General features: G+C 69.8%; 12 protein-coding genes and 1 pseudogene. 8 read left to right on the plus strand and 5 right to left on the minus strand.

Going from position 1 to position 20530, the window contains the following annotated elements:
• Positions 1 to 9: 9 nt before the first annotated feature.
• From NR792_RS18240 to NR792_RS18250, 3 genes are all read right to left on the minus strand, one after another.
• Positions 10 to 516 carry a hypothetical protein gene (locus NR792_RS18240; RefSeq protein ID WP_375761290.1) on the minus strand — a complete coding sequence of 169 codons (507 nt, stop codon included), beginning with the start codon at positions 514 to 516 and terminating at the stop codon, positions 10 to 12.
• A 473-nt stretch (positions 517 to 989) separates the two neighbouring features.
• Positions 990 to 2048 (minus strand): esterase/lipase family protein, encoded by a 1059-nt coding sequence (locus tag NR792_RS18245; RefSeq protein WP_375761291.1) that lies wholly within the window; start codon positions 2046 to 2048, stop codon positions 990 to 992.
• A 606-nt stretch (positions 2049 to 2654) separates the two neighbouring features.
• Positions 2655 to 3035: a hypothetical protein gene (locus NR792_RS18250; RefSeq protein WP_375761292.1), complete on the minus strand. Its 381-nt coding sequence runs from the start codon at positions 3033 to 3035 to the stop codon at positions 2655 to 2657.
• Positions 3036 to 3230: 195 nt separating this feature from the next.
• On the opposite strand from NR792_RS18250, the gene alaS reads away from it, so the two are divergent.
• The 5 genes and pseudogenes from alaS (at position 3231) to NR792_RS18275 (ending at position 12899) form a co-directional block, all read left to right on the plus strand.
• Positions 3231 to 5927: an alanine--tRNA ligase gene (alaS, locus tag NR792_RS18255; RefSeq protein WP_375761293.1), complete on the plus strand. Its 2697-nt coding sequence runs from the start codon at positions 3231 to 3233 to the stop codon at positions 5925 to 5927.
• Positions 5924 to 6592 carry a hypothetical protein gene (locus NR792_RS18260; RefSeq protein WP_375761294.1) on the plus strand — a complete coding sequence of 223 codons (669 nt, stop codon included), beginning with the start codon at positions 5924 to 5926 and terminating at the stop codon, positions 6590 to 6592. Before alaS ends, NR792_RS18260 begins: the two co-directional genes overlap by 4 nt.
• Positions 6589 to 6882, plus strand: a pseudogene (locus NR792_RS18265) (TIGR02266 family protein); the annotation flags it as partial. The gene NR792_RS18260 and the pseudogene NR792_RS18265, both read left to right, overlap by 4 nt.
• A 3672-nt stretch (positions 6883 to 10554) precedes the next feature.
• Positions 10555 to 12168, plus strand: a complete 1614-nt coding sequence (locus tag NR792_RS18270) for an Hsp70 family protein (RefSeq protein WP_375761645.1) — start codon at positions 10555 to 10557, stop codon at positions 12166 to 12168.
• Between the two features lie 107 nt (positions 12169 to 12275).
• Positions 12276 to 12899 (plus strand): outer membrane protein, encoded by a 624-nt coding sequence (locus tag NR792_RS18275; protein ID WP_375761295.1) that lies wholly within the window; start codon positions 12276 to 12278, stop codon positions 12897 to 12899.
• A gap of 47 nt (positions 12900 to 12946) precedes the next feature.
• Here the strand turns inward: NR792_RS18275 and NR792_RS18280 are convergent, their stop codons facing one another.
• Positions 12947 to 14296: a glutamate--cysteine ligase gene (locus NR792_RS18280; protein WP_375761296.1), complete on the minus strand. Its 1350-nt coding sequence runs from the start codon at positions 14294 to 14296 to the stop codon at positions 12947 to 12949.
• 59 nt (positions 14297 to 14355) lie between these two features.
• Here NR792_RS18280 and NR792_RS18285 point away from each other — a divergent pair, with 59 nt between their 5' ends.
• The 3 genes from NR792_RS18285 (at position 14356) to NR792_RS18295 (ending at position 19770) form a co-directional block, all read left to right on the plus strand.
• Positions 14356 to 15186 (plus strand): EI24 domain-containing protein, encoded by an 831-nt coding sequence (locus NR792_RS18285; RefSeq protein ID WP_375761297.1) that lies wholly within the window; start codon positions 14356 to 14358, stop codon positions 15184 to 15186.
• A gap of 228 nt (positions 15187 to 15414) precedes the next feature.
• Positions 15415 to 18654 carry an MXAN_5808 family serine peptidase gene (locus NR792_RS18290; protein ID WP_375761298.1) on the plus strand — a complete coding sequence of 1080 codons (3240 nt, stop codon included), beginning with the start codon at positions 15415 to 15417 and terminating at the stop codon, positions 18652 to 18654.
• Positions 18655 to 18855: 201 nt separating this feature from the next.
• Entirely contained in the window at positions 18856 to 19770 is a 915-nt protein-coding gene (locus NR792_RS18295; protein ID WP_375761299.1) for a hypothetical protein, read from the plus strand.
• Here NR792_RS18295 and NR792_RS18300 read toward each other — a convergent pair whose 3' ends face one another.
• Positions 19771 to 20487, minus strand: coding sequence for a glycerophosphodiester phosphodiesterase (locus tag NR792_RS18300; RefSeq protein WP_375761300.1), 717 nt, complete (start codon positions 20485 to 20487; stop codon positions 19771 to 19773). It abuts the gene before it with no gap.
• Between the last annotated feature and the right edge of the window lie 43 nt (positions 20488 to 20530).

A 20530-nucleotide genomic window follows, 5' to 3' on the forward strand; every position in this document is an offset into this window, starting at 1 on the left:
GCTCCAGGATCAGTCCGGGCTGAAGCTTACGGACACGACCCGGCCCTCATCACCCAGCTTCACCATTCCCCAGTTGGAGTCTCCAGCCCGACGGGTCGGCCTGAAGATCAGATGGTTGGGCACTCGCAGTTCGTCATCCGCTCCGGTTGACGCAGGGCGCTCATCCGATGGGTGCCTTGGCCACCCGGTTCCCTCGGGAAAGTGGACCATGATCTCCCGAACCTGCTCCGCGGTCATTCCGGTTTCGATGGTCTGGAGGATGCGCACGAATTTCTTCTCGACGGTCCAGTCGGTCATGGAGACAACGACTGCGGCGACCGCGATCACGCCCATCTTCGCCACGCGGCTCTTTGTCGGAGCACGGGGTAACGCCGCCATGAGCCCAGCGCACAGGGCAATCGCCATGAACGCTTGCCCATGAAGCAGCGAGACAGCGAACGCGACATCGACCAACAGCAAAGCGCCGACCCCGAAGAGAACGACGAGGTACTCCAGCGCCAGACGGACCTGAGTCATCAACCGCCTCCGAAGTCGAGCCAGGGCCCTACGCTGGCACAGTCTTCATTGAGGTCGCATTCTCCTTAGGAACAGCTGCCCGTTCCAGGTCGCAAGAAACCGAGGGTCCGGGCGCATGACGTGGCGTAGCGACACTGCCGCTCCCGCCCCATCCACTACGGCCGACAGATGCTCGGCGCACCGTGCGCTGAAGTGAGACACGCCAGGCCCTCGGGACATGTGACCGCTTGAGGCGAACACAAGGTCTCGCAGCTCCGATAGGCCTTGAAGCGAGCCCAGAAGGGTTCGGATGGCGGGGATGCCCCTTTGGGCCATCCCATGCAGTACTGCCCCCCGCCATGGCAGTCCTGGTCGATCTCGCATTCGCCGTATGAGCCTGTCGTCAGCCATGTGCCCAGCGCGCCCAGTAACAGGGCGATAGGCACGGCAATCACGCTCCACCTGGGACCGGCCATGAATCCCTTCAGTGAAACTCAGCTGCCCTTGGGCATCTTCAGCGCCATCGCGACCAGCGAGAGCGTCAGGTCCTCGGGCTGATAGGGCTTGAACGGGTTGAGCGTCGTGCCGGTCGAGTCCAGGTGATCCAAGCCAGACAGCGTCACGGACTTGGAGCCGGGGATGAACGCGTCCTGCGGCAGCACCAGGCCGTCGGACTTCACGCCGTAGCGCTGGTGCATGTACTCCTGCATGGCGAACAGCGGCGACGTGGGGTTCGCGGTGGTGGAGGCCATGGACACGGTGGGGATGCCCGCGGGCATCGGGTGCTTCTTCAGGAACTCCTTGCGCGAGTCGTACGTCAGGTCCTCACCCGCCTGGATGCTGCCACCCAGCGCCTCGACCGCGCCGCCCACGCCGTAGCGCACCAGCGGGTTGTCCAGCAGGTCCTGCGCCATGGGCGAGCCGCCGTACGGCGACTGGATGGTGACCAGCGCGCGCACGTGCTCCTTGAGCTCCGGGTACATCGACAGCGCCGCCGCGGAGTCCAGGCCGCCCTTGCTGTGGCCGATGAGCACCACCTGCTTGCCGTTCTTCGAAGCCTCCAGCACCGCCTGACGGACGATGGCCGCGTTGTGCTCCACGCCCATGTCCGTGTCCACGGGCACGCGGCCCACTTGCAGGCCCTGCGCCTCGAGCGCGTCCAGGTTCTTGTCGAAGTAGAGCTGCTTGGGCGCCGCCTCGGAGAGCAGTCCGCCCACGGCCAGGAACACGCAGTCCTTGGCCTCGGGAGGCATCACGTTCTGGCCCGCGCGCACGGCCTGGTTGAGCTTCATGAACTCCGCGGTGGAGTCCTTCGCCGGCGGATACGCCTTCTGGATCCAGCCGATCTTGTCCGCCTCGCCCTTGCCCGGCCACGGGATGGGAAGGCGCAGGGCATTGACCTGCTGCGAACCCGCCGGAGTGGCCGACGTGAAGCGGTCCCCCTTCACCACCGCGTTGTAGCCCTTCACCGCGTTGGCCCGGGCAGGGGCCTCCGGAGCGACCCGCGTCTGGGTGGACGGCGTGAGGCTGGAAGGACGCGTGACCTGGACCATGAGGGGACCTCGGGAGGGGGAGCCGAGTGGAGCAGCGGGGAGGCTTGCCTACATTGTCGGTAAATGGCGCCGAGAGTTGCGTGCCCCATTCCAAGGGCGTGAGAAGCCGAGAACCCCGGCCGCATGTCGCAGTGCGTTGCTAGCGCCTCCCACTGAGTGCGGGCCACCTGGGCGACCGCGTCCAGCGCCTGGGCGTCACCGGGTCAAAGGCACTCGTCCCTCGGCGAACCAGGTACGGCGGACGGTTCCATCCGCGAACTGCTCCTCCCGCAGGATGATGCCGTCCACTCCGATGTTGCACTGCCGCGTGCGAGTCCCATGCGCCATGCGGACTGAGCACGGATAGAAGCCGCGGGGCACGCCCAGGTCGTTCCGCGTGAGCAGCAGCCAATGCTCCCGGAAGGCCAGGGCCAGGAGGAGTATCAGCGCGGCACACCCGACCAGGAGCCAGAGGGCGATGCTTCTCTCCCACTCCCTGTTGCGCCTGGAGCCGGCGGCGCTCTGGCTCACGAGCCCACCGGCATGGCGTTTACCAGCGCATCCACGGGCCCGACTCCGCCCAGGCAGAGAACCTTGTGAGGGAAGTTCATCATCGCAGCCTTGGCATCACGGTGTAGCAGGCCGGTCAGTGCTGGGGGCGTAGACCGTGAACAGCAGCTCCGCCCCAATCCGCAGCAGCGCGGCCATGGCGTCGCGGGAGACAGGAAACAGCGTCGCGGTCGGCTGCGACTCGGCCTGGATCCCCACGTCCATCGTCCGGGTCTCGCAAGCGTCCCAATGCTTCCGAGCCTCCGCTGGAAGGCGCTCGACCACCTGAACCAGCCAATGCAGTCCCTCTTCCACGGTCTGCGGCTGCTCGCGGTGCTCCAGGCTGGCCTCGGTGTCCGTCACCCGGAGCACGAGCATGGATGGCTCCAACGCCTGGACCAGCTCACGAACACCGGCGGTGCCGCGAAGCTCCAGGTCGATGTTCAGAAAGTAAGTCATCGGTCCGCATCTCTACCGCGACCAGTACCCTGAGTCCGGAACCTGGAGCCCCAACGTCGTCAGCAGGGCACCTGGCCGGGCCCTGGCCGCTCCCCTGCCCCCCGGTCGTCAGCCCTGCCTACATGGTCCGTCCCCCAGGGGATGACCCGTCCAGGAACTGCTGCGCCCGGCCCTCTTGTGGCATATACCCACACCATGCCTTCCGCCCTCACCGCCTCCCAGATCCGCGAGGCGTTCCTCCAGTTCTTCGAGGAGCGCGCCCACCGCCGTGTCGCCTCCTCCTCGCTGGTGCCCGTTGGCGACCAGACCCTGCTGTTCACCAACGCCGGCATGGTCCAGTTCAAGGACGTCTTCACCGGCCGCGAGCAGCGGGACTACCGCCGCGCCACCACGTCCCAGAAGTGCGTGCGCGCCGGCGGCAAGCACAACGACCTCGACAACGTGGGTTACACCGCGCGCCACCACACGTTCTTCGAGATGCTCGGCAACTTCTCCTTCGGCGACTACTTCAAGGCCGACGCCATCTCGTTCGCCTGGGAGTTCGTGACGAAGCGGCTGGGCCTGGCCATCGACCGGCTCGCCGTCACCGTGTTCAACGGCGAGAACAACATCCCCTGGGACGAAGAGGCCTTCGACCTCTGGGCGAAGCAGGGCGTGTCGCGCGACCGCATCCTGAAGCTCGGCTACAAGGACAACTTCTGGGCCATGGGCGACACCGGCCCGTGCGGCCCCTGCTCCGAAATCCACTACCACCAGGGCGATGACATCCCCTGTGTGGAAGAGGCCGCGGGCCGCAAGTGCCAGGGCGTCGCGTGTGATTGCGACCGCTGGCTCGAGATCTGGAACCTCGTGTTCATGCAGTTCGAGCGCAAGGAGAAGGACGCGCCGCTCATCCCGCTGCCCAAGCCGTCCATCGACACCGGCGCCGGCCTGGAGCGCATCGCGTCCGTCGTCCAGGGCAAGCGCTCCAACTACGACACCGACCTGTTCCAGGGCATCCTCGCCACCGTCAGCCAGCTGTGCGGCAAGCCGTACACGCAGGAGACCGGCGCGTCCCAGCGCGTGGTCGCCGACCACGCCCGCGCCACCGCGTTCCTCGTGGCCGACGGCGTCCAGCCCTCCAACGTGGCCCGCGGCTACGTCCTGCGCCGCATCATGCGCCGGGCCATCCGCCACGGTGACACGCAGCTGGGCATCAAGGAGCCCTTCTTCTTCAAGGTCGTGGACCGCGTCATCGAGCTCATGGGCGACGCGTTCCCCGAGCTGCGCGACGGCCGCACCTTCATCCTCGAAGTCGCCAAGCACGAGGAGGAGGGCTTCCGCCGCACGCTCGACCGCGGTCTGAAGTTGATGGACGAGGAGCTGGCCAAGCTCCAGGCCTCCGGCGGCAAGCTGCTCTCCGGCGACGTCGTCTTCCTGCTGCACGGCACCTACGGCTTCCCCTGGGACCTCACGCAGATCATCGCGCGCGAGCGCGGCTACGACGTGGACCTGGAGGGCTTCAACAAGCTCAAGGAGAAGGAAGCCGACGAGCAGGACGACTTCGTCAAGAGCAAGAAGTCCACCACGGACATCTTCCAGACCGTGCTGTCGCGTACCGCCCCCACCCAGTTCCTGGGCTACGAGGGCGAGGGCCACGAGGGCGAGGGCAGCGTCATCGCGCTCGTGCAGGACGGCGTGGAGGTGCCGCAGGTCTCCGCGGGCGCCACGGTGGACGTGGTGCTGGACCGCACGCCCTTCTACGGCGAGTCCGGCGGCCAGCTGGGCGACACCGGCCGCATCGTCGCGCACGGCGGCAAGACCGTGGCGCAGGTGAAGGACGCGCAGCGCCCGGTGCAGGGCCTCATCGTCCACAGCGTGGAGGTGAAGGAAGGCACGCTGAAGGTCGGCGACATGGTGCAGACGTCCGTGGACGTGGAGCGCCGCAAGTCCATCCGCGCGAACCACTCCGCCACGCACCTGCTGCACAAGGCGCTCAAGCGCGTGCTCGGCGAGCACGTGAAGCAGGCGGGCTCCGTCGTCGCGCCGGACTTCCTGCGCTTCGACTTCTCGCACTTCTCCCCCGCCACCCAGGAACAGCTGGAGCAGGTGGAGGACCTGGTCAACACCTGGGTGCGTGACAACGCGGACGCGCAGACGCGCGTCATGAACATCGACGACGCGAAGAAGTCCGGCGCCGTGGCCATGTTCGGTGAGAAGTACGGCGAGACCGTGCGCGTCGTCACCGTGCACCCGGAGTCCACGGAGCTCTGCGGCGGCACGCACGTGAAGCGCAGCGGCGACATCGGCCTGTTCAAGGTGACGAGCGAGAGCGGCGTCGCTTCCGGCGTGCGGCGCATCGTGGCCGTGACGGGCGTGGGCGCGCTCCAGTTCGTGCGCGAGCAGGAGCACGAGCTCAAGAAGGTCGCGGCGCTGCTCCGCACGAACCCGAAGGAGGTCGCCACCCGCGTGGAGGCCACCCAGAAGCGCGTGAAGGAGCTGGAGCGCAAGGTGGAGGAGGTCTCGGTGAAGGCCCAGTCGGCCTCGCAGAAGGACCTCATGGACCAGGCGCGCGAGGTCAACGGCATGAAGGTGCTGGCCACGCGCGTGGACCCGGCCGACGACAAGGTGTTCCGCGGCATGGCGGATCAGCTGCGCGACCGCATCGGCTCCGGCATCATCGCCATTGGCGGTGAGAAGGACGGCCGCGCGGTCATCCTGGTGGCGGCCACGAAGGACCTCGTCGCCAAGGGCATCAGCGCCGGCAACCTGGTGCGCGAGATGGCCAAGGAAGTGGGCGGCAAGGGCGGCGGCAAGCCGGACATGGCGCAGGCCGGTGGCCCGGACGCGGACAAGCTGCCCGTGGCGCTCGAGAAGCTCTACGAGCTGGTGAAGGGCGCGAGCCCGGCGTGAGTCCCCGCGCTTCATCCCGCCCCGTGGCGTTCCTGACGGCGGCCCTCCTCCTGGGGGGCTGCACGAAGGACGCCTCCACGCCCGAAGGCGGCCAGGAGGCCGAAGCGCGCACGCTCCAGAAGCTGCGCGCGGAGGCGGACCGGGTGAAGCAGGGCGGCGCCGTGGCCACGCGTCCGCAGCCTCCCCAGCGCGAGCCGGAGGAATCGAAGCTCGCGGGCCTCGCCGCGGGTCAGGGCGACTCCGGGCCGCGCAAGCTGCGGCTGCCCGAGCGCAACGACACCGTGCACGTGGACACGGTGGCGATGAAGGTGACGGGGCTGGAGGCCTCGCACTCGGTGAGGGGCGGCTCCGGCAAGGTGGGGCTGGGACTCACGACGGAGGACCTGTTCCTGCGCGTGGAGCTCATCACCCAGAACGTGGGCGGGATGCCCGCGCCGCTGACGTTGGACGGCGCGAAGGTGACGGACGCGAAGGGGCAGACGTATCCGCTGGCGCGTGACGCGCAGGCGGTGGCCGGCACGAAGCCCCTGCCCACCACGTGGGCGCCCGAGCAGCGCACGGAGGTGGTGCTGCTGTTCGAGGTGCCGCCGGACGTCGTGCAAGACGATGGGCTGGCGCTCGTGGTGCGGGGCTCCGGCGGGGACGTGCGGATCCCCTTGCGATGACCGGGCCGGCCCCCAAGCTCCTCCCCCTGCGGATCCGACTCCCGTACACGGCGGAGGAGGAGTTCATCGAGCGGTACGGCTCGAACGTGGGGCGCGGTGGGGTCTTCGTGGCCACGAAGGCGCTCAAGCCGGAGGGCACGGGGCTGGCGTTCGAGTTCGTCCTCGCGGACGGCACGCGGCTGTTGCGCGGTGAAGGCGTGGTGGCCAAGGCGCAGCCGGACGCGGGCAGTGCCCGCACCGGGATGACGGTGCGCTTCACCAAGCTGGATGCCGCGAGCAAGGCGCTCATCGATCGCATCGTCGCGCGACGGGGCGGGACGGAAGCGGTGGCTGCGCCGCCTGCCGCGCCAAGGCCGGAGGCCGCGCCGCTGCCGCCCGGGCTTGTCCGGCGGACCGCGGCTGTGAATCCGTCACGGCCTGTCTCACGCGTGGGTCCGACGGAGGCAGTGCCTGCGACGCCTGCACCGCTGGAGCCTCCGGCGAAGCCCACCCGCGAGGAACCGGAGACACGCGCCGCGACGCAGAGAGCGTCCATGACGTTGCCGGCCGTGACGGTGCCCGCCGCCGTCACGCCACCGGACCTGGCTGAACCGGATGAGCCGGTGTCGCTCTTTCCGGAGGATGCGGCCGAGGAGGAGGAGGACCTCGCGCCCCTTCCGCCGGTGGGCCTTTCGAGGAAGGCGCGGAGGAATCCGCCGGGCGAAGGGGCACAACGGGCGACCCAGCAGATGTTCACGGTCCAGCCGACGGTGCCGGAGTCCACCGGGGCACGGGCTCCCGCGGCTTCCGGCACCTTCGCGGCCGTGATGCCGCCTCCGGCGGAGGCTCCTGGGACCGCCAAGGCCGTAGGGACGAACGCGCTGTCCGATGCAGCGGCTGCCGATGAAGGCCGTGAGGAAACGCCGTCTTGGGAGGCGACTTCCACGGAGACGTCCGCCGATACCGCGAACGTCGCAGCGGAGTCGTTCAGCAATGCCGAGGCTGACGGCGGCCGAGTGGAAGCAGCGTCCTGGGAGCAGGCCCCCGCTGAAGCACGGCCCGAGGAATCGGAGTGGGATGGCTCCGTCCCGGATGCACGCGCGGACGAATCGCTTCCGCGGGAGACGGGGGCATCGGAGTCCCCTGACGATGGCGGTGCCCCCGAGTCAGTCCACTTCACTCCCGCGTCAGTGGAGGCGTTTGATCCGAACGCCGTGCTCGGAGCCCCGCACGCTCCCGAGCATTCCGAGTGGGCCTCCGAATCCAGTTCGGGGGAACCTGAACGGGTCGGGGCAGCAACCGCCTCCGACGCGTCGTTCGATTTCGACGTCGACCTCAGCATGGAGGCTGAGGAGGAGCCTGCTCCGGCAGCGCCCGGTTCCTCGTTCGCACCGGACTCCAACACGGCGGAAGGTGGCGCGGACGCGACGCTTCCGGAAGAGCGTGGTGCCTGGGCTGCTCCGGACTCCAACGCGGAGGGACTCAAGGCCGAAACAACGCCTCATGAGGGCCAGAGCCATTCCTGGGCGGCGGAGGAAACCGCCACTGAAGCAACGTTGCCTCTTGAAGAGCGCACCTCCTCGGCGGAGCTGGACTCCTACGCGGATGGAGTCGACGCCGAAGCAACGCTCCCTCCGGTGGAGTCCTTCTCCTCCGCGCCGAACGCTGACGCGATGGGAGGCTCCACCGCGGACACTTCAGGCGGCTCGGAGGAAACGCGTCCTCCTCCAGAACCGGTTGTGACGTCGAGCCAGCGGGAGGCTGAGCACCTTCGCGCGTGGGGCATCGACCCGGATTCCCTTCCGCGCGAATTCAGCACGGCCGCGGAGGACGTGGATCCGTTCAGTGCGGCGCTTGAACAGGCTGTCGAAGCCACGGCGCCGGCAGCGACCACGTCACTCGCCGATGAACCGGAGCCCAGGTCGAACACGGAGCCCGTGCTCGACCCGCCAGCCTTCACGGCAGAGCAGGACCCGCCCGGATCCGACTCCGCACCTCCGCAGGAAGAGGAGGATTCGTCGACAGTCGTCGTGGTCGAACTGCCGACGGAGGATGCCTGGACGGCGCTTGTCGGATCCGCTGCGCCTCCTCCAGCCAGCGACACGATCGCCACCGAAGCGGAGAGGCCCTTCGCGACGGAAGCGCTTGCGCACGACGCTTCGCCCGAGTCCGAACGGGCGCTGGCCCGAGCGACCGAGCACGAGGCGGCTCTGACCTCGGCGTCCCCTACTCCTTCCGCTCCTGAAGGAGTGTCGTCCGTCGTCGCGACTCCAGACGCGGAGGAAGCGCGCGCCACGAGCGCCACGGTTCCGTCGAGCGCGTCCCTTGACGAGACGCTGTCCGCCTCTCCGGTAGCACCTAGCCACGAGGAGGCTTCGCCTCATCCGGTCTCCACCATGGAGGCCCCTGACGCATCCGCTGCGCTCGCTCCCGATGCGAAGCCGTCTGTTGAGGAATCTCCGGGCGTAACAACGGCGCTCCAGGTTCCGGTCGGGACCTCCGTTTCGCCCGTCATTGATTCACTGCCAGCTCCGGACGAAGCCACGCAGCCTGCCGCCGCGCGCGCACTCGGTGCCAACGAAGCTGCCACTCCGGCCAGCGCGGATTCGGGACAACAGCCTGCGCGGACATCCGCCGCGACAGAGTCGCCGCGCGCCGCTGAAGCCGCGGTTCCGCACAGTACGGCTTCGGAGCCACTGCCCTCTCAAGCACACGCCTCGGCGGAGTTCCCGCGCGCTGAAGAAGTCGCTCCCATCAGCACGGCCGCGTCGCCACCGCTCACTACGGAGCAACTCTCCCGCGCCAGCGAAGCCACGGCTCCGCTCCGCACGGCCATGTCACAGCCGCTGGCCACGGAGCAGTCCTCCCGCGCAAGTGATGCTGCGGCTCCACTCAGCACGGCTTCGTCACAGCCCCTGGGCACGGAGCAGACCTCCCACGCCAGCGAAGCCACGACGCCACTCGGCACTGCGTCACAGCCACTGGCCACGGAGCAGACCTCCCGTGCCAGCGAAGCCGCCGCTCCCATCAGCACGGCTGCGACACAGCCGCTGTCCACGGAGCAGCCCTCTCGCAACAGCGAAGCCGCAGCTCCCATCAGCACGGCCTCGTCACAACCGCTGACTACGGAGCAACTCTCCCGCGCCAGCGAAGCCACGGCGCCACTCGGCGCGGCCTCGTCACAACCGCTCACCACAGAGCAGTCTGCGCGCGCCAGCGATGCCACGGCTTCTATCAGCACGGCCTCGTCGCAGCCGCTGATCACGGAGCAACTCTCTCGAGTCAGCCAAGCCACGGCGCCACTCAGCACGGCTTCGACACAGCCGCTGGCCACGGAGCAACTCTCTCGCGCCAGCGAAGCCACTGCGCCTCTCGACACGGCCGCGTCGCCACTACTCGCTGCGGAGCCGTCCTCTCGCGCCAGCGAAGCCACGACGCCACTCAGCACGGCTGCGTCACAACTGCTGGCCACGGAGCCGTCCTCTCGCGCCAGCGAAGCTACGGCGCCACTCAGCACGGCTGCGTCACACCGGCTGGCCACGGAGCAGTCCTCCCTCACCAGCGAAGCTACGGCGCCACTCAGCACGGCGTCACAGCCGATAGCTACGGAGCAGCTCTCCCGCGCCAGCGAAGTCACTGCGCCAAGCAGCACGGCTTCGTCACAGCCGCCCACCGCAGAGCAGCCCGCCCGCGCCAGCGAAGCCACGACGCCACTCGGCACGACCTCGCCACAGCCGCCCACCGCGGAGCAGCCCTCCCGCGCCAGCGAAGCCACGACGCCACCCGGCACGGCCGCACCACAGCCGCCAGCCGCGGAGCAGTCCTCCCGCGCCACCGAAGCCACAGCTCCAAGCAGCCCGGCCGCGTCACAGACATCCGCCGCGACACCGTCCCCACGCACCGACGAGGCCGCTCCACCGCCTTCCGCTGACGCACAGAGCAGCGCCGCCACCGCGCGCAGCCGGCGCCGCACGCTCTTCGACATGGCGCCCGCCGTGCCCGTCACCACTCCGGCGGCGGCGGAGGTCGTGCTCGGCATCGACGTGGGCACCTCGCACGCTCGCGTCGCCGCGTTCATCAACGGCGTCGCCACGCCCATCCCCATCCCGGGCACCGACGGTTCGGGCATTCCCTCCGTCATCGCGGTGGCCAGCTCCGGGGAGCTCCAGGTCGGCGCCGCCGCGCTCGTCGAAGGCGCTCGCGCCCCCCGCCGCGCCGCGGCCGGCCTCAAGCGCCTGCTCGGCGTGCGCGCCCGCTCCCCGAACCTGCGCTGGCTCTCCCCGCAGCTCCCCTTCCCCATCGCCACCGACCTCCACGGCGACGCGGGCGTGGAGCTGGGCGGCCGCGTCGTGGCGCCCACCCTCCTCACCGCGATGCTGCTGCGCGAGCTTCGCGAGGCGGCCACCACGTTCCTCGGCCGCAAGGTGACGCGCGCCGTCCTCTGCGCTCCGTCCCACTTCACCGAACGCCAGCGCGCCGCCCTGCGCGAGGCCGCCACCATGGCCGGCCTGGACGTGCCCCGCGTGCTCACCAACAGCGCCGCCGCGGCGCTCGCGTACGCGCACGGCCGGGGCCTGGCCCGCAAGCGCGTCCTCGTCGTGGACCTGGGCGGCGGCGGCCTGGAGGTCTGCGTCGTGCAGGTCACGGGCGACGACCTGGAGGTCGTCACCACCGGCGGGGACCCCACGCTGGGCGGCATGGACTTCGACGGCCGCATCGCAGAAGCGCTCGTCAGCGACCTCTCCGAACAGGGCCACCCGCGCCCCGAACACCCGCTCGACTGGGGCCCCCTGCGCACCCTCGCCGAGTCCACCAAGGAGACCCTCTCCACCCGCGACACCGTGGACGTCACCCTGCCCACGGGCCCCGGGCCCACGCTCGACCGCGAGCGCGTGGAGGCCCTCACCGCCGACCTCGCCCAGCGCGTCGTCTCCGTCACCCGCGAGGTGCTGGAGTCCAACGCCCTCTCCCCTCAAGGCCTGGACGCCGTGCTCCTCGTGGGCGGCCAGTCCCGCGCGCCCCTCGTGCGCCGCCGCCTGGAGGAGAGCCTGGGCGTGCCCGTGCGCGACGACGACGTGGACGCCCGCACCGCCGTGGTGCGCGGCGCCGCGCTGCTCGGCCATGCGCTGCTGCTGTCGGAGACCGGCAAGCCCGCCGCCAGCGTCTCGGAAGTGCTCACCGCCCCCATCGGCGTCGCCGAGGACGCCGGCACCTTCCGCCGCGTGCTGGAGCGCAACACCCGCCTGCCCACCGCCAAGACGCTCGTCATCCCCGTCACCGCCCCCGGCCCGGTGGCGCTCGCCTTCTTCCAGGGCACCGCCGCCACCGCCGTGGAGAACGAATGGCTCGGCGCCCTCACCCTCACCGTGGAGCGCCCCGGCGAGGTGGAGGTGCACCTGGAGCTGTCCACGGACGGCACCCTCGCCTTCAGCGCCACCCTGCCCGGCGCGAAGCGGCAGCCCGTGGTGCTCGCGACGGAGGACCTGGATGACGCCTCCCGCGACGCGATCATCGCCCGCTCGCCCTTCCACACCGAACCGGAGGCCCGGCCGAGCGGCCTGCTGTCCGGCTTGAAGAAGCTCTTCGGCCGGCGCTGAGGCCCTCGGCCTCCTGGCTCCACCCAGCGGGCAGGTGCACCGTCCGGCCCTGCCGTCCCAGCTTCCATTCCAGGTCCAGCAGTTCACGAACCGGGAGGAGCCTGGACATGAAGAAGACTTCGATGATGGCAGGGGTGGTGGCGGTCGGCGTGGGCATCGCGGCCCCGGCCTTCGCGGTGGACGCGACCCAGGTGGGGAGCAGGTTGGGCCTCCAGGAACAGGAGGTCGAAGCCGGCCTGGACGTGCGCGCGGGCCTGGGCGGCTTCACCGGAGAGCTGGACGACGAGACGGGTGTGGGTCCGTTGTTCGGCATCACCGCCGTCGCGCAGCCCGCGCCGCTCGTCGGCGTGGAGGTCGGCTACGAAGGGCAGCGCATCCCCATTGATGACGTCCGCGTGGGCGACGGCCAGCACATCTGGCGCAACAATGGGTCGGTCCTGGGCAAGCTGGGCCCCGTCGTCAAGGAGCGCTGGCACCCGTTCGTCGGCGCCGGCCTGGGCCTGAGCTACCTGGACTCCTCCGACAGCGCGGCGCCCTACTACCGGAATGACTGGCAGACGGAGATCCCGCTGGCGGCGGGGCTCGACTACCGCGCGGGCAACCTCTTCGCCGGCGTGCGCGCCACCTACCGCGTCCTCGGCGGCGAGGAGCTGACCACCGTCCCCGGCACCAGTGACGACGCGAAGGGCAGCCTCTTCAACGGCAACGTCACCGTGGGCGGCCGCTTCTAGCGCGCCCCGCGTCCGCGGCACTCCGCCGCGGACGCGGCCTCACGGCCTCACAGCTCGAAGCGCGTCATCAGCACTTCCGGACGCGGATCTTCCTTCCACGCATCCAGCACCGCCTGCGCCGGCGACCGGCCCGACGCGGCCACCGCCTCCAGCGGCGCCAGGAGCGGCGCGTCCTCCGGGTCCAGCCGCATCAAGCCCCGCTTCGCGATGGCCACCATCTCCCCGGCCAGCCGGTGCAGCTCGCGCGGCCCCAGCTTCCCGGCCAGGCCCTCGCGGCGTGCGGTGTCGTGGAAGGCCAGGTGCTCGGTGAAGGTCAGCCGCGGCAGGAGCAGCTCCGCCTCCTCCAGCGCCTGCGCGTCGTAGAGGATGCCGCGCCAGAGCGCGCCCAGCGCCCCCGTCATCTCCGCGCTGGAACAGTCCGCGCCGCGCACCTCCAGCACCTTCTTGAGCCGCACCTCCGGGAAGAGCGTGGACAGGTGGTCCGTCCAGTCGCCCATGTCCGGCGGCTTGCCCTCGTAGCCCTCCTGCATCAGCTGGCGGAAGGTGAGCTTCGGGTGGCGGTACTCGCCGTCGCGGCGCAGGAACAGGAGCGGCGCGTCCAGCGCCCAGTCCACGTAGGCCTGGTAGGAGAACGAACCGTCGAACCAGGACGGCAGGTAGCCGCACCGCGTGGGGTCCACCTCTTCCCAGACGCGGCTGCGGAAGGACATGTAGCCGGACGGCTTGCCTTCCAACAGCGGGCTGTTCGCGTACAGCGCCACGAGCAGCGGCGACAATCGCGCCACCGCCACCGTCTTGCGCACGCAGTCCGCCTCATCCGCCCAGTCCAGCGACACCTGCCCGGTGGACGTCATCAGCATCATGTTCAGCGCCAGCCGGCCGCGCTCCGGCAGCGTGCGGCGCATCACCTGGTAGCGCGTCTTGGGCATCCAGGGCATTTCCACCCCTCCAGGCCCTGGGGTGCCCACCGGCCGGTAGCCCAGCGCCACCAGGCGCAGGTCCAGCGAGGCCGCCGCCGCCTTCGTCTCCTTCAGGTGCTGGAGGTTCTCCTGGTGCGCCTCCCGGGCCGTGCGGAACGGGCTGCCGGACAGCTCGAACTGCCCGCCCGGCTCAAGGGAGATGGCCGCCATCCCGCGCTGCAGCGCGATGACGGGCGACTGGGGCGTCTCCCGGAAGCGGTCGTAGCCGCCCGGGGCGATGCGCTCCAGGAGGGCGCCGATTCCGTTCGGTCCCTCGTAGGTCGGGGGCTGGGCGGACCCCACGGGATAGATGAACTTCTCGTGCTCCAGCCCCAGCCGGTGCTGGGCCCGGGGCTTCTCCGCCTTGCGAAGCTCTTCCACCAGGGGGGCGGTGGAAGTGAGAGGCTCGGAGGCCACGCGCTTGAGGTCGAGGGACATGAGGGCGCCCTATATAACGGGGCCCGTTGGCCTTGCCCTCATTTGAGCACCCCGCCCCCATGCCTCCTGCGTCTCCTGTCCCCTCCCTCTCCCCTCGACCCCGTCTGTCGGATTTCTTCCAGGGTGTGGGGGTGCTCGGCCGCGCCTTCCGGCTGATCTTCCGCTCGCGCCGCCTCTTCCTCCTGTCCAGCCTGTGCGCGGTCCTCACCGCCGTGGCCCTGGTGGGCCTGGCCGTCCTCCTCTACCGCTACGCCCCCGGCCTGCTGGAGTCCGTGTGGGCCCGGCCCGAGTCCTGGTACGGCCGCGCCGGCTGGTACGTCGCGCTCATCCTGGGCGCGCTGGTCGCCTGGGTGGTGGGCGCCAACGTGGTGCCGCCCCTCCTCCTGACGCCGCTGCAGGACCCGCTGTCGGAGGCGACGGAGGCCGAGTGTGCGCAAGCCGACGCCGTCCTCTCCCCCGCCTCCTTCCTGCGGAGCATGACGACAGGGCTGTTGCACACGCTCGCCCGCATGGCGCTGCTCTTCCTGGGGCTGGCGGTGCTGTTCCCCCTGAACTTCGTGCCGGGCGTGGGGAGCATCGCGTTCACCGTGCTGGCCAGCCTGTGGACGATGCTCTGGATGGCGGCGGAGCACCTGGCCGCGCCCATGACGCGCCACCTGTACCCCTTCGCCCAGGTGCGCCGCATGCTGCGCGAGCGCCGGGCCCTCTGCCTGGGCTTCGGCGCGGGCGTCTACCTGCTGCTCTGGGTGCCCATCCTCAACACCTTCTTCCTCCCGGTGGCCGTCATTGGAGGCACCCTCCTGTACCGGGGCCTGCGGGAGGCCGGGGACCTGCCCCCGCCGCCGGATGCGCTCCACTCCGGGAGCCCATCGTCCGGTGGCCGCCCCTGACGCGAAATAAAGGAGGAGGCCGGGTGTCCATCCGTGCAGGCCCCCCCGGGAACGCATTGCCTGCGGCAGACGTTCTCGGACGCTAGTGACAAGGCCACGCCTTGAAGCACCTGGAAGCCGTGATTAGGCTTGCCCGGCCGCTGCCAGGTCCCTTGGCACCCGTCGAACTGTTCGGATTCACAGGGCTTTTCACGCATCACCCGGGGCGCCCCTCGCGCCCCAGCTGGGATGAACCGCATGCCGCGTATCTTCCGCCGCATCACCGCCGTCGCCGTTCTGTTGGGGGCCTGGGCATTCGCAGGCAGTGACCGTGCGCCCCTCCCGCTCACCGTGGGAGCGGCGGAGGCGGGGCAGGACACCTGGGACGGCGCGCTGCCTTCCGCCAAGGGCGAGAAGGCGCCTCACGACCTCAACAGCCTCCGCGTCCTGACGAAGGTCATCCTCTACGTGAAGGAGAACTACGTCGACCCCAAGCGGGTGAAGCCCAAGGAGATGATGATCGCCTCCCTGGAGTACGTGGAGAAGAGCGTCCCGGACGTGCTCGTGGACGGCAACCCGGAGACGGGCAAGCTCAACGTCAACGTCAACGGCAAGCAGAAGGAGTTCGACATCTCCCACGTGGACTCCCTGTGGAAGATGTCCTTCGCGCTGAAGGACGTGTTCGACTTCCTGTCCAAGAACATGCGTCCCATCGAGGAGACGCGCGACATCGAGTACGCGGCCGTCAACGGCATGCTCTCCACGCTCGACCCCCACTCGGTGCTGCTGCGCCCGGAGCTGTACCGGGAGATGAAGCTGTCCACCAAGGGTGAGTTCGGCGGCCTGGGCTTCGTCATCCAGATGAAGGAGGGCAACCTCACCGTGGTGAAGGTGCTGCCCAAGACGCCCGCGGCGCGCGCCGGCATCCAGAAGGACGACCGCATCAAGAAGATTGGGGAGGAGTCCACCGTCAACATGGACCTCAACGAGGCCGTGTCCAAGCTGCGCGGCCCGGTGGACAGCCGCATCACCATCACCGTGGAGCGCGACGGCTGGGACAAGCCCCGCAACATGACGGTGGCGCGCGCCATGATTTCGATTGAGTCCGTGCAGCACAAGCTGCTCGCGGGCGGCGTGGGCTACGTGCGCCTGAAGAACTTCCAGGGCAACACCACGCGCGACCTGGAGGCGGCGCTGGCGGACATCCGCAAGCAGGCGGAAGCCAAGGGCGGCTTCAAGGGCCTGGTGCTGGACCTGCGCGGCAACCCGGGTGGCCTCCTGGAGCAGGCCATCCAGGTGTCGGACACGTTCCTGTCCAAGGGCAACATCGTCGCGACGGTGGGCTTCAGCGACAAGCTGCGCGAGGAGAAGCGCGCGCGTCCCTCGGAGGGCGAGGAGTCCTACCCCATCGCGGTGCTGGTGAACGCGGGCAGCGCCTCCGCGTCTGAAATCGTCGCGGGCGCGCTCAAGAACCTGGACCGCGCGGTCATCATCGGGCGCCAGACGTTCGGCAAGGGCAGCGTGCAGGTGCTCTACGACTTCCCGGACGACAGCGCGCTCAAGCTGACCATCGCCAAGTACCTCACCCCGGGCGACCTCTCCATCCAGGAGGTCGGCATCGTGCCGGACATCCAGCTGGTCCCCACGCGCGTCACCGCGGACCGGGTGGACGTGTTCGCGCCCCGCAAGTCCATGGGCGAGGCGGACCTGGATCAGCACTTCGGCAACCCGGACTCCACCACCGTCGCCAAGAAGCGCGAAGAGGTGCTGGACCGCGAGAAGCCGGGCACCAGCCTCAAGTACCTGAAGGTGGACGAGAAGGCCGCCCAGGCCGCCGCCAAGAAGGAAGAGCCCAAGGAGAAGGTCGCCGCCAAGCCGGGCAAGGACAAGAAGGAGCACGGCGAGAAGGATCCGCTCCTGGACGTGGACGTGGCCGGCCAGGGCGAGGACCTGGACGACCAGCTGGACGCGGAGTCCCAGGAGGAGATCAAGGAGGACTTCGAGGTCCAGTTCGCCCGCGACTTCGTCCTGAAGGTGCCGGCCGTGAAGCGCAACGAGCAGCTGGCCAAGGGCAAGCAGTTCGTGGAGCAGAAGCGCAACGAGGAGGAGCAGCGCATCAACAACGCCATCGCTGCCCTGGGCCTGGACTGGAGCCCCGGTCCCACGCCGAAGAACGTGCAGCTGGACGCCAGCTTCTCCCCGGGCGCCGACACGAAGATCATCGCCGGCGAGCAGCTGGACATGGTCATCCACGTGGAGAACAAGGGCACGGAGCCGCTCAAGCGCGTGCGCGGCTGGACGGAGAGCGACAACGCGTTCCTCGACCGCCGCGAGTTCCTCTTCGGCGCCATCGCCCCGGGTGAGAAGAAGTCCTGGAAGGTGCAGGTGCGCCTGCCCAAGGACCTCACCAGCCGCCGCGACGACGTGAAGGTGAAGCTGTTCGACGACAACGGCGCGCTGCGCGACACCCTGGTGTCGGAGCTGTCCTTCGTGGAGCTGCCCCGCCCCACCTTCGCCTTCAACTGGCAGGTGGTGGATGACTGCGCCGAGTGCAACGGCGACGGCGTCGTGCAGCGCGGCGAGGACGTCACGGTGGTGATGGACGTCACCAACACGGGCGTGGGCCCGGCGCTGGACTCCTTCGCGCAGATCAAGAACGGCGGCGACGCGAACATCTTCATCGAGAAGGGCCGCTTCAAACTGGGGGAGATCAAGCCCGGTGAGACGAAGACGGCGCGCTTCCAGGTGTCCCTGAAGAAGGGCTACAAGGGCGACACCTTCCCGCTGAAGCTGGCCATCCTCGACGAGCCCCTGGAGGAGTTCGTCCTGGAGAAGCTCCAGCTGCCCGTGAAGGACGGCCCCGTGGCCTCGCTGGAGGCGAAGAAGGGCCTGGTGAAGCTGTCGGACAAGGCGGAGCTGTTCGCCTCCCCCACCGCGGACGCGCGTCCGGTGGCGAAGCTGCCGCAGGGTGCGACGCTGGCCCTGGAGGCCACCACCAAGGGCTACTACAAGGTCGCGCTGGAGAAGGACCGCTTCGCCTTCGTGCGCACGCAGGACGCGAAGGAAGTGAAGACGGGCAAGGCCGCGGCGCCCAAGACGGTGGCGTTCAACACCTCGCACCAGCCGCCGGACATCAAGCTGGACGTGGACCCGTCCCACGGCGGCGTGGTGGTGAACGGCGACAAGTTCACCCTCTCCGGCGCGGTGAAGGACCCCAACGGCCTCTTGGACGTCTACGTGCTGGTCAACGACCAGAAGGTCTACTTCAAGGCCGTGGACCCCAAGGGCGGCGAGCCCAACACGCTGAAGTTCACCTCCGACTTCACGCTCAAGGAGGGCAACAACAACGTGCTGGTGGTGGCCCGCGAGAGCAGCGAGTTCGCCAGCCGCCGCACCCTGGTCATCCGCCGCCGTCCGGCGGAGGTGGCGCAGAAGGTGACGACGCCCGCCGCCGCGGCCACCACGCCGGTGAAGCCGCGCCAGCAGTAGTCGTCCCGGGCTTCCGGGCCCTTCCCCGGAGCGCCTGACCCACGGGCGGCTCACTTCCAGCGGACGCCTCCCCTCCGAAAGGGGGCGTTTCCCTGGAGGAGGGCCGCCCGTTTTGTTGACGCTCCACCGAGGGCCGATTTAGGGTCCGCGGCAGGTGGGCGCCCGCTTGGCCGGCATGCGTCCCGGAGGCCTGATTCCCCCATGCGGACGTTCAGTCGGTGGCTGGTGCTCGCGGCGGCGCTGTCCGGGGCCGCGGCCCATGCGGACGACAACGACCTGTCCATCTCCCGTTTCGGCGTCGACCGGCGCCTGCAGGCGGGCAACAACATCATTTCCGACGCGACCTTCGCCGAAGCCAGCGCGGACTTCCGCGCCTTCGCGCGCACGTTCGGCGCGGTGATGACGTCGGCGAACCTGATGCCCCCGCGCACCACGGGCCACTCGGGCTTCGCGTTCAACGCGGAGCTGTCCGTGGTGTCGCTGCCAGAGGACGTGGCGCTGCCCACGGAAGCCGAGCAGCCGGGCTCCTTGCTGGTGCCCTCGCTCCACGTGCGCAAGGGCCTGCCCTTCTCGCTGGAGCTGGGCGGGCGCGTGGGCTGGATTGAGAAGAGCAGCATGGTGACGGCCACGGGCGAGCTGAAGTGGGCCGTCAACGAGGGCTTCACCTACCTGCCGGACGTGGGCCTGCGCCTGCACGTGACGAAGCTGTTCGGCGCGCACAACCTGGACCTGACCACCACGGGCCTGGACATCGGCGTGGGCAAGCAGTTCCCCCTGGGCGGCATGGTGACGCTGACGCCCTACGGTGGCCTGGACCTCAACTTCGTCAGCGCCACCACGCGCACGCTGGACTTCGACCCCGGCCGCACCGTGGCGGACACGCAGGGCAACGACTCGCGCGACGCGCTGACCAACGCCGCGCCGTACACGCGGGTGAGCGCGGGCGACAACCTCACCCCGCGCTTCTACGCGGGCGCGCGCTTCATTGGCGGCGTGCTGCAGCTGGGCGCGGAGATTTCGCTCACCAACCTGGGCAGCTTCGACCAGGAGGGCGCCACCAGCCGCGACCTGCCGTCCGTCTTCGCCTTCAACACCACGCTGGGGCTGGACTTCTAGTCAGCGCAGGGCCTCGCGCACGCGGCCCGGGCGGTTGGTGATGAGGTAGGACACCCCCAGGTCCCGCAGCACGCGGGCCCGCTGGGGGTCGTCCACCGTCCACGCCGCCACGCGCAGTCCGGCGTCCTTCCACGCGGCCACGCGCTCCGGCGTGCACGCCTCGTGGAAGGGGTGCACCGAGTGCGAGGACACCAGCGGGCTCAGCGCGTACGCCTGCAGCGCCCAGGGCTTGTCCGGGTCGATGAGGAAGCCCCGGCGCAGGCCCGGCGCCACCGCCGCCAGCCGGAAGAGGCTCAGCGGGTTGAAGCTGGACACCACCACGCGGCCCGCCAGGTCGCGGTCGCCCAGCAGCCGCGCCACGCCCGCCGCCAGGCCGCCGTCGTCGAAGCGGTCGCACTTGAGCTCGATGTTGACCAGGAAGTGCTCCGGCAGCGCGTCCAGCACCTCCTCCAAGAGCGGGATGCGCGCGGGGGCGAAGCCCAGGGGCGTGCCCACGTCCGCGCGGGAGAGCTTCCACCAGGGCGTGGTGCGCACCTCCCAGGGCTGCCCCGCCAGGCGGTCCAGGCGCTCGTCGTGACACACCACGACCTCGCCGGAGCCGCACACCATGGCGTCCAGCTCCACGCCGTCGGCGCCCTGGCGCACGGCCTCCGTGAAGGCCTCCAGGGTGTTCTCGGGGGCGTCGGCGCTGGCACCACGGTGAGCGAGCAGGAGCATGGGCGCGCAGTGTGCGCTGGAAAGGCCCCCCGGCGCAGCGCCC

Source organism: Corallococcus exercitus (assembly GCF_042231735.1).
GTDB classification, from domain to species: domain Bacteria; phylum Myxococcota; class Myxococcia; order Myxococcales; family Myxococcaceae; genus Corallococcus; species Corallococcus exercitus_B.

Excerpts from the sequence above, each read along its gene's own strand:
- NR792_RS18240 (WP_375761290.1), bottom strand. The coding sequence starts at position 516 with ATGACTCAGGTCCGTCTGGCGCTGGAGTACCTCGTCGTTCTCTTCGGG.
- NR792_RS18245 (WP_375761291.1), bottom strand. The coding sequence starts at position 2,048 with ATGGTCCAGGTCACGCGTCCTTCCAGCCTCACGCCGTCCACCCAGACG.
- NR792_RS18250 (WP_375761292.1), bottom strand. The coding sequence starts at position 3,035 with ATGACTTACTTTCTGAACATCGACCTGGAGCTTCGCGGCACCGCCGGT.
- alaS (WP_375761293.1), top strand. The coding sequence starts at position 3,231 with ATGCCTTCCGCCCTCACCGCCTCCCAGATCCGCGAGGCGTTCCTCCAG.
- NR792_RS18270 (WP_375761645.1), top strand. The coding sequence starts at position 10,555 with ATGGCGCCCGCCGTGCCCGTCACCACTCCGGCGGCGGCGGAGGTCGTG.
- NR792_RS18275 (WP_375761295.1), top strand. The coding sequence starts at position 12,276 with ATGAAGAAGACTTCGATGATGGCAGGGGTGGTGGCGGTCGGCGTGGGC.
- NR792_RS18280 (WP_375761296.1), bottom strand. The coding sequence starts at position 14,296 with ATGTCCCTCGACCTCAAGCGCGTGGCCTCCGAGCCTCTCACTTCCACC.
- NR792_RS18285 (WP_375761297.1), top strand. The coding sequence starts at position 14,356 with ATGCCTCCTGCGTCTCCTGTCCCCTCCCTCTCCCCTCGACCCCGTCTG.
- NR792_RS18290 (WP_375761298.1), top strand. The coding sequence starts at position 15,415 with ATGAACCGCATGCCGCGTATCTTCCGCCGCATCACCGCCGTCGCCGTT.
- NR792_RS18295 (WP_375761299.1), top strand. The coding sequence starts at position 18,856 with ATGCGGACGTTCAGTCGGTGGCTGGTGCTCGCGGCGGCGCTGTCCGGG.
- NR792_RS18300 (WP_375761300.1), bottom strand. The coding sequence starts at position 20,487 with ATGCTCCTGCTCGCTCACCGTGGTGCCAGCGCCGACGCCCCCGAGAAC.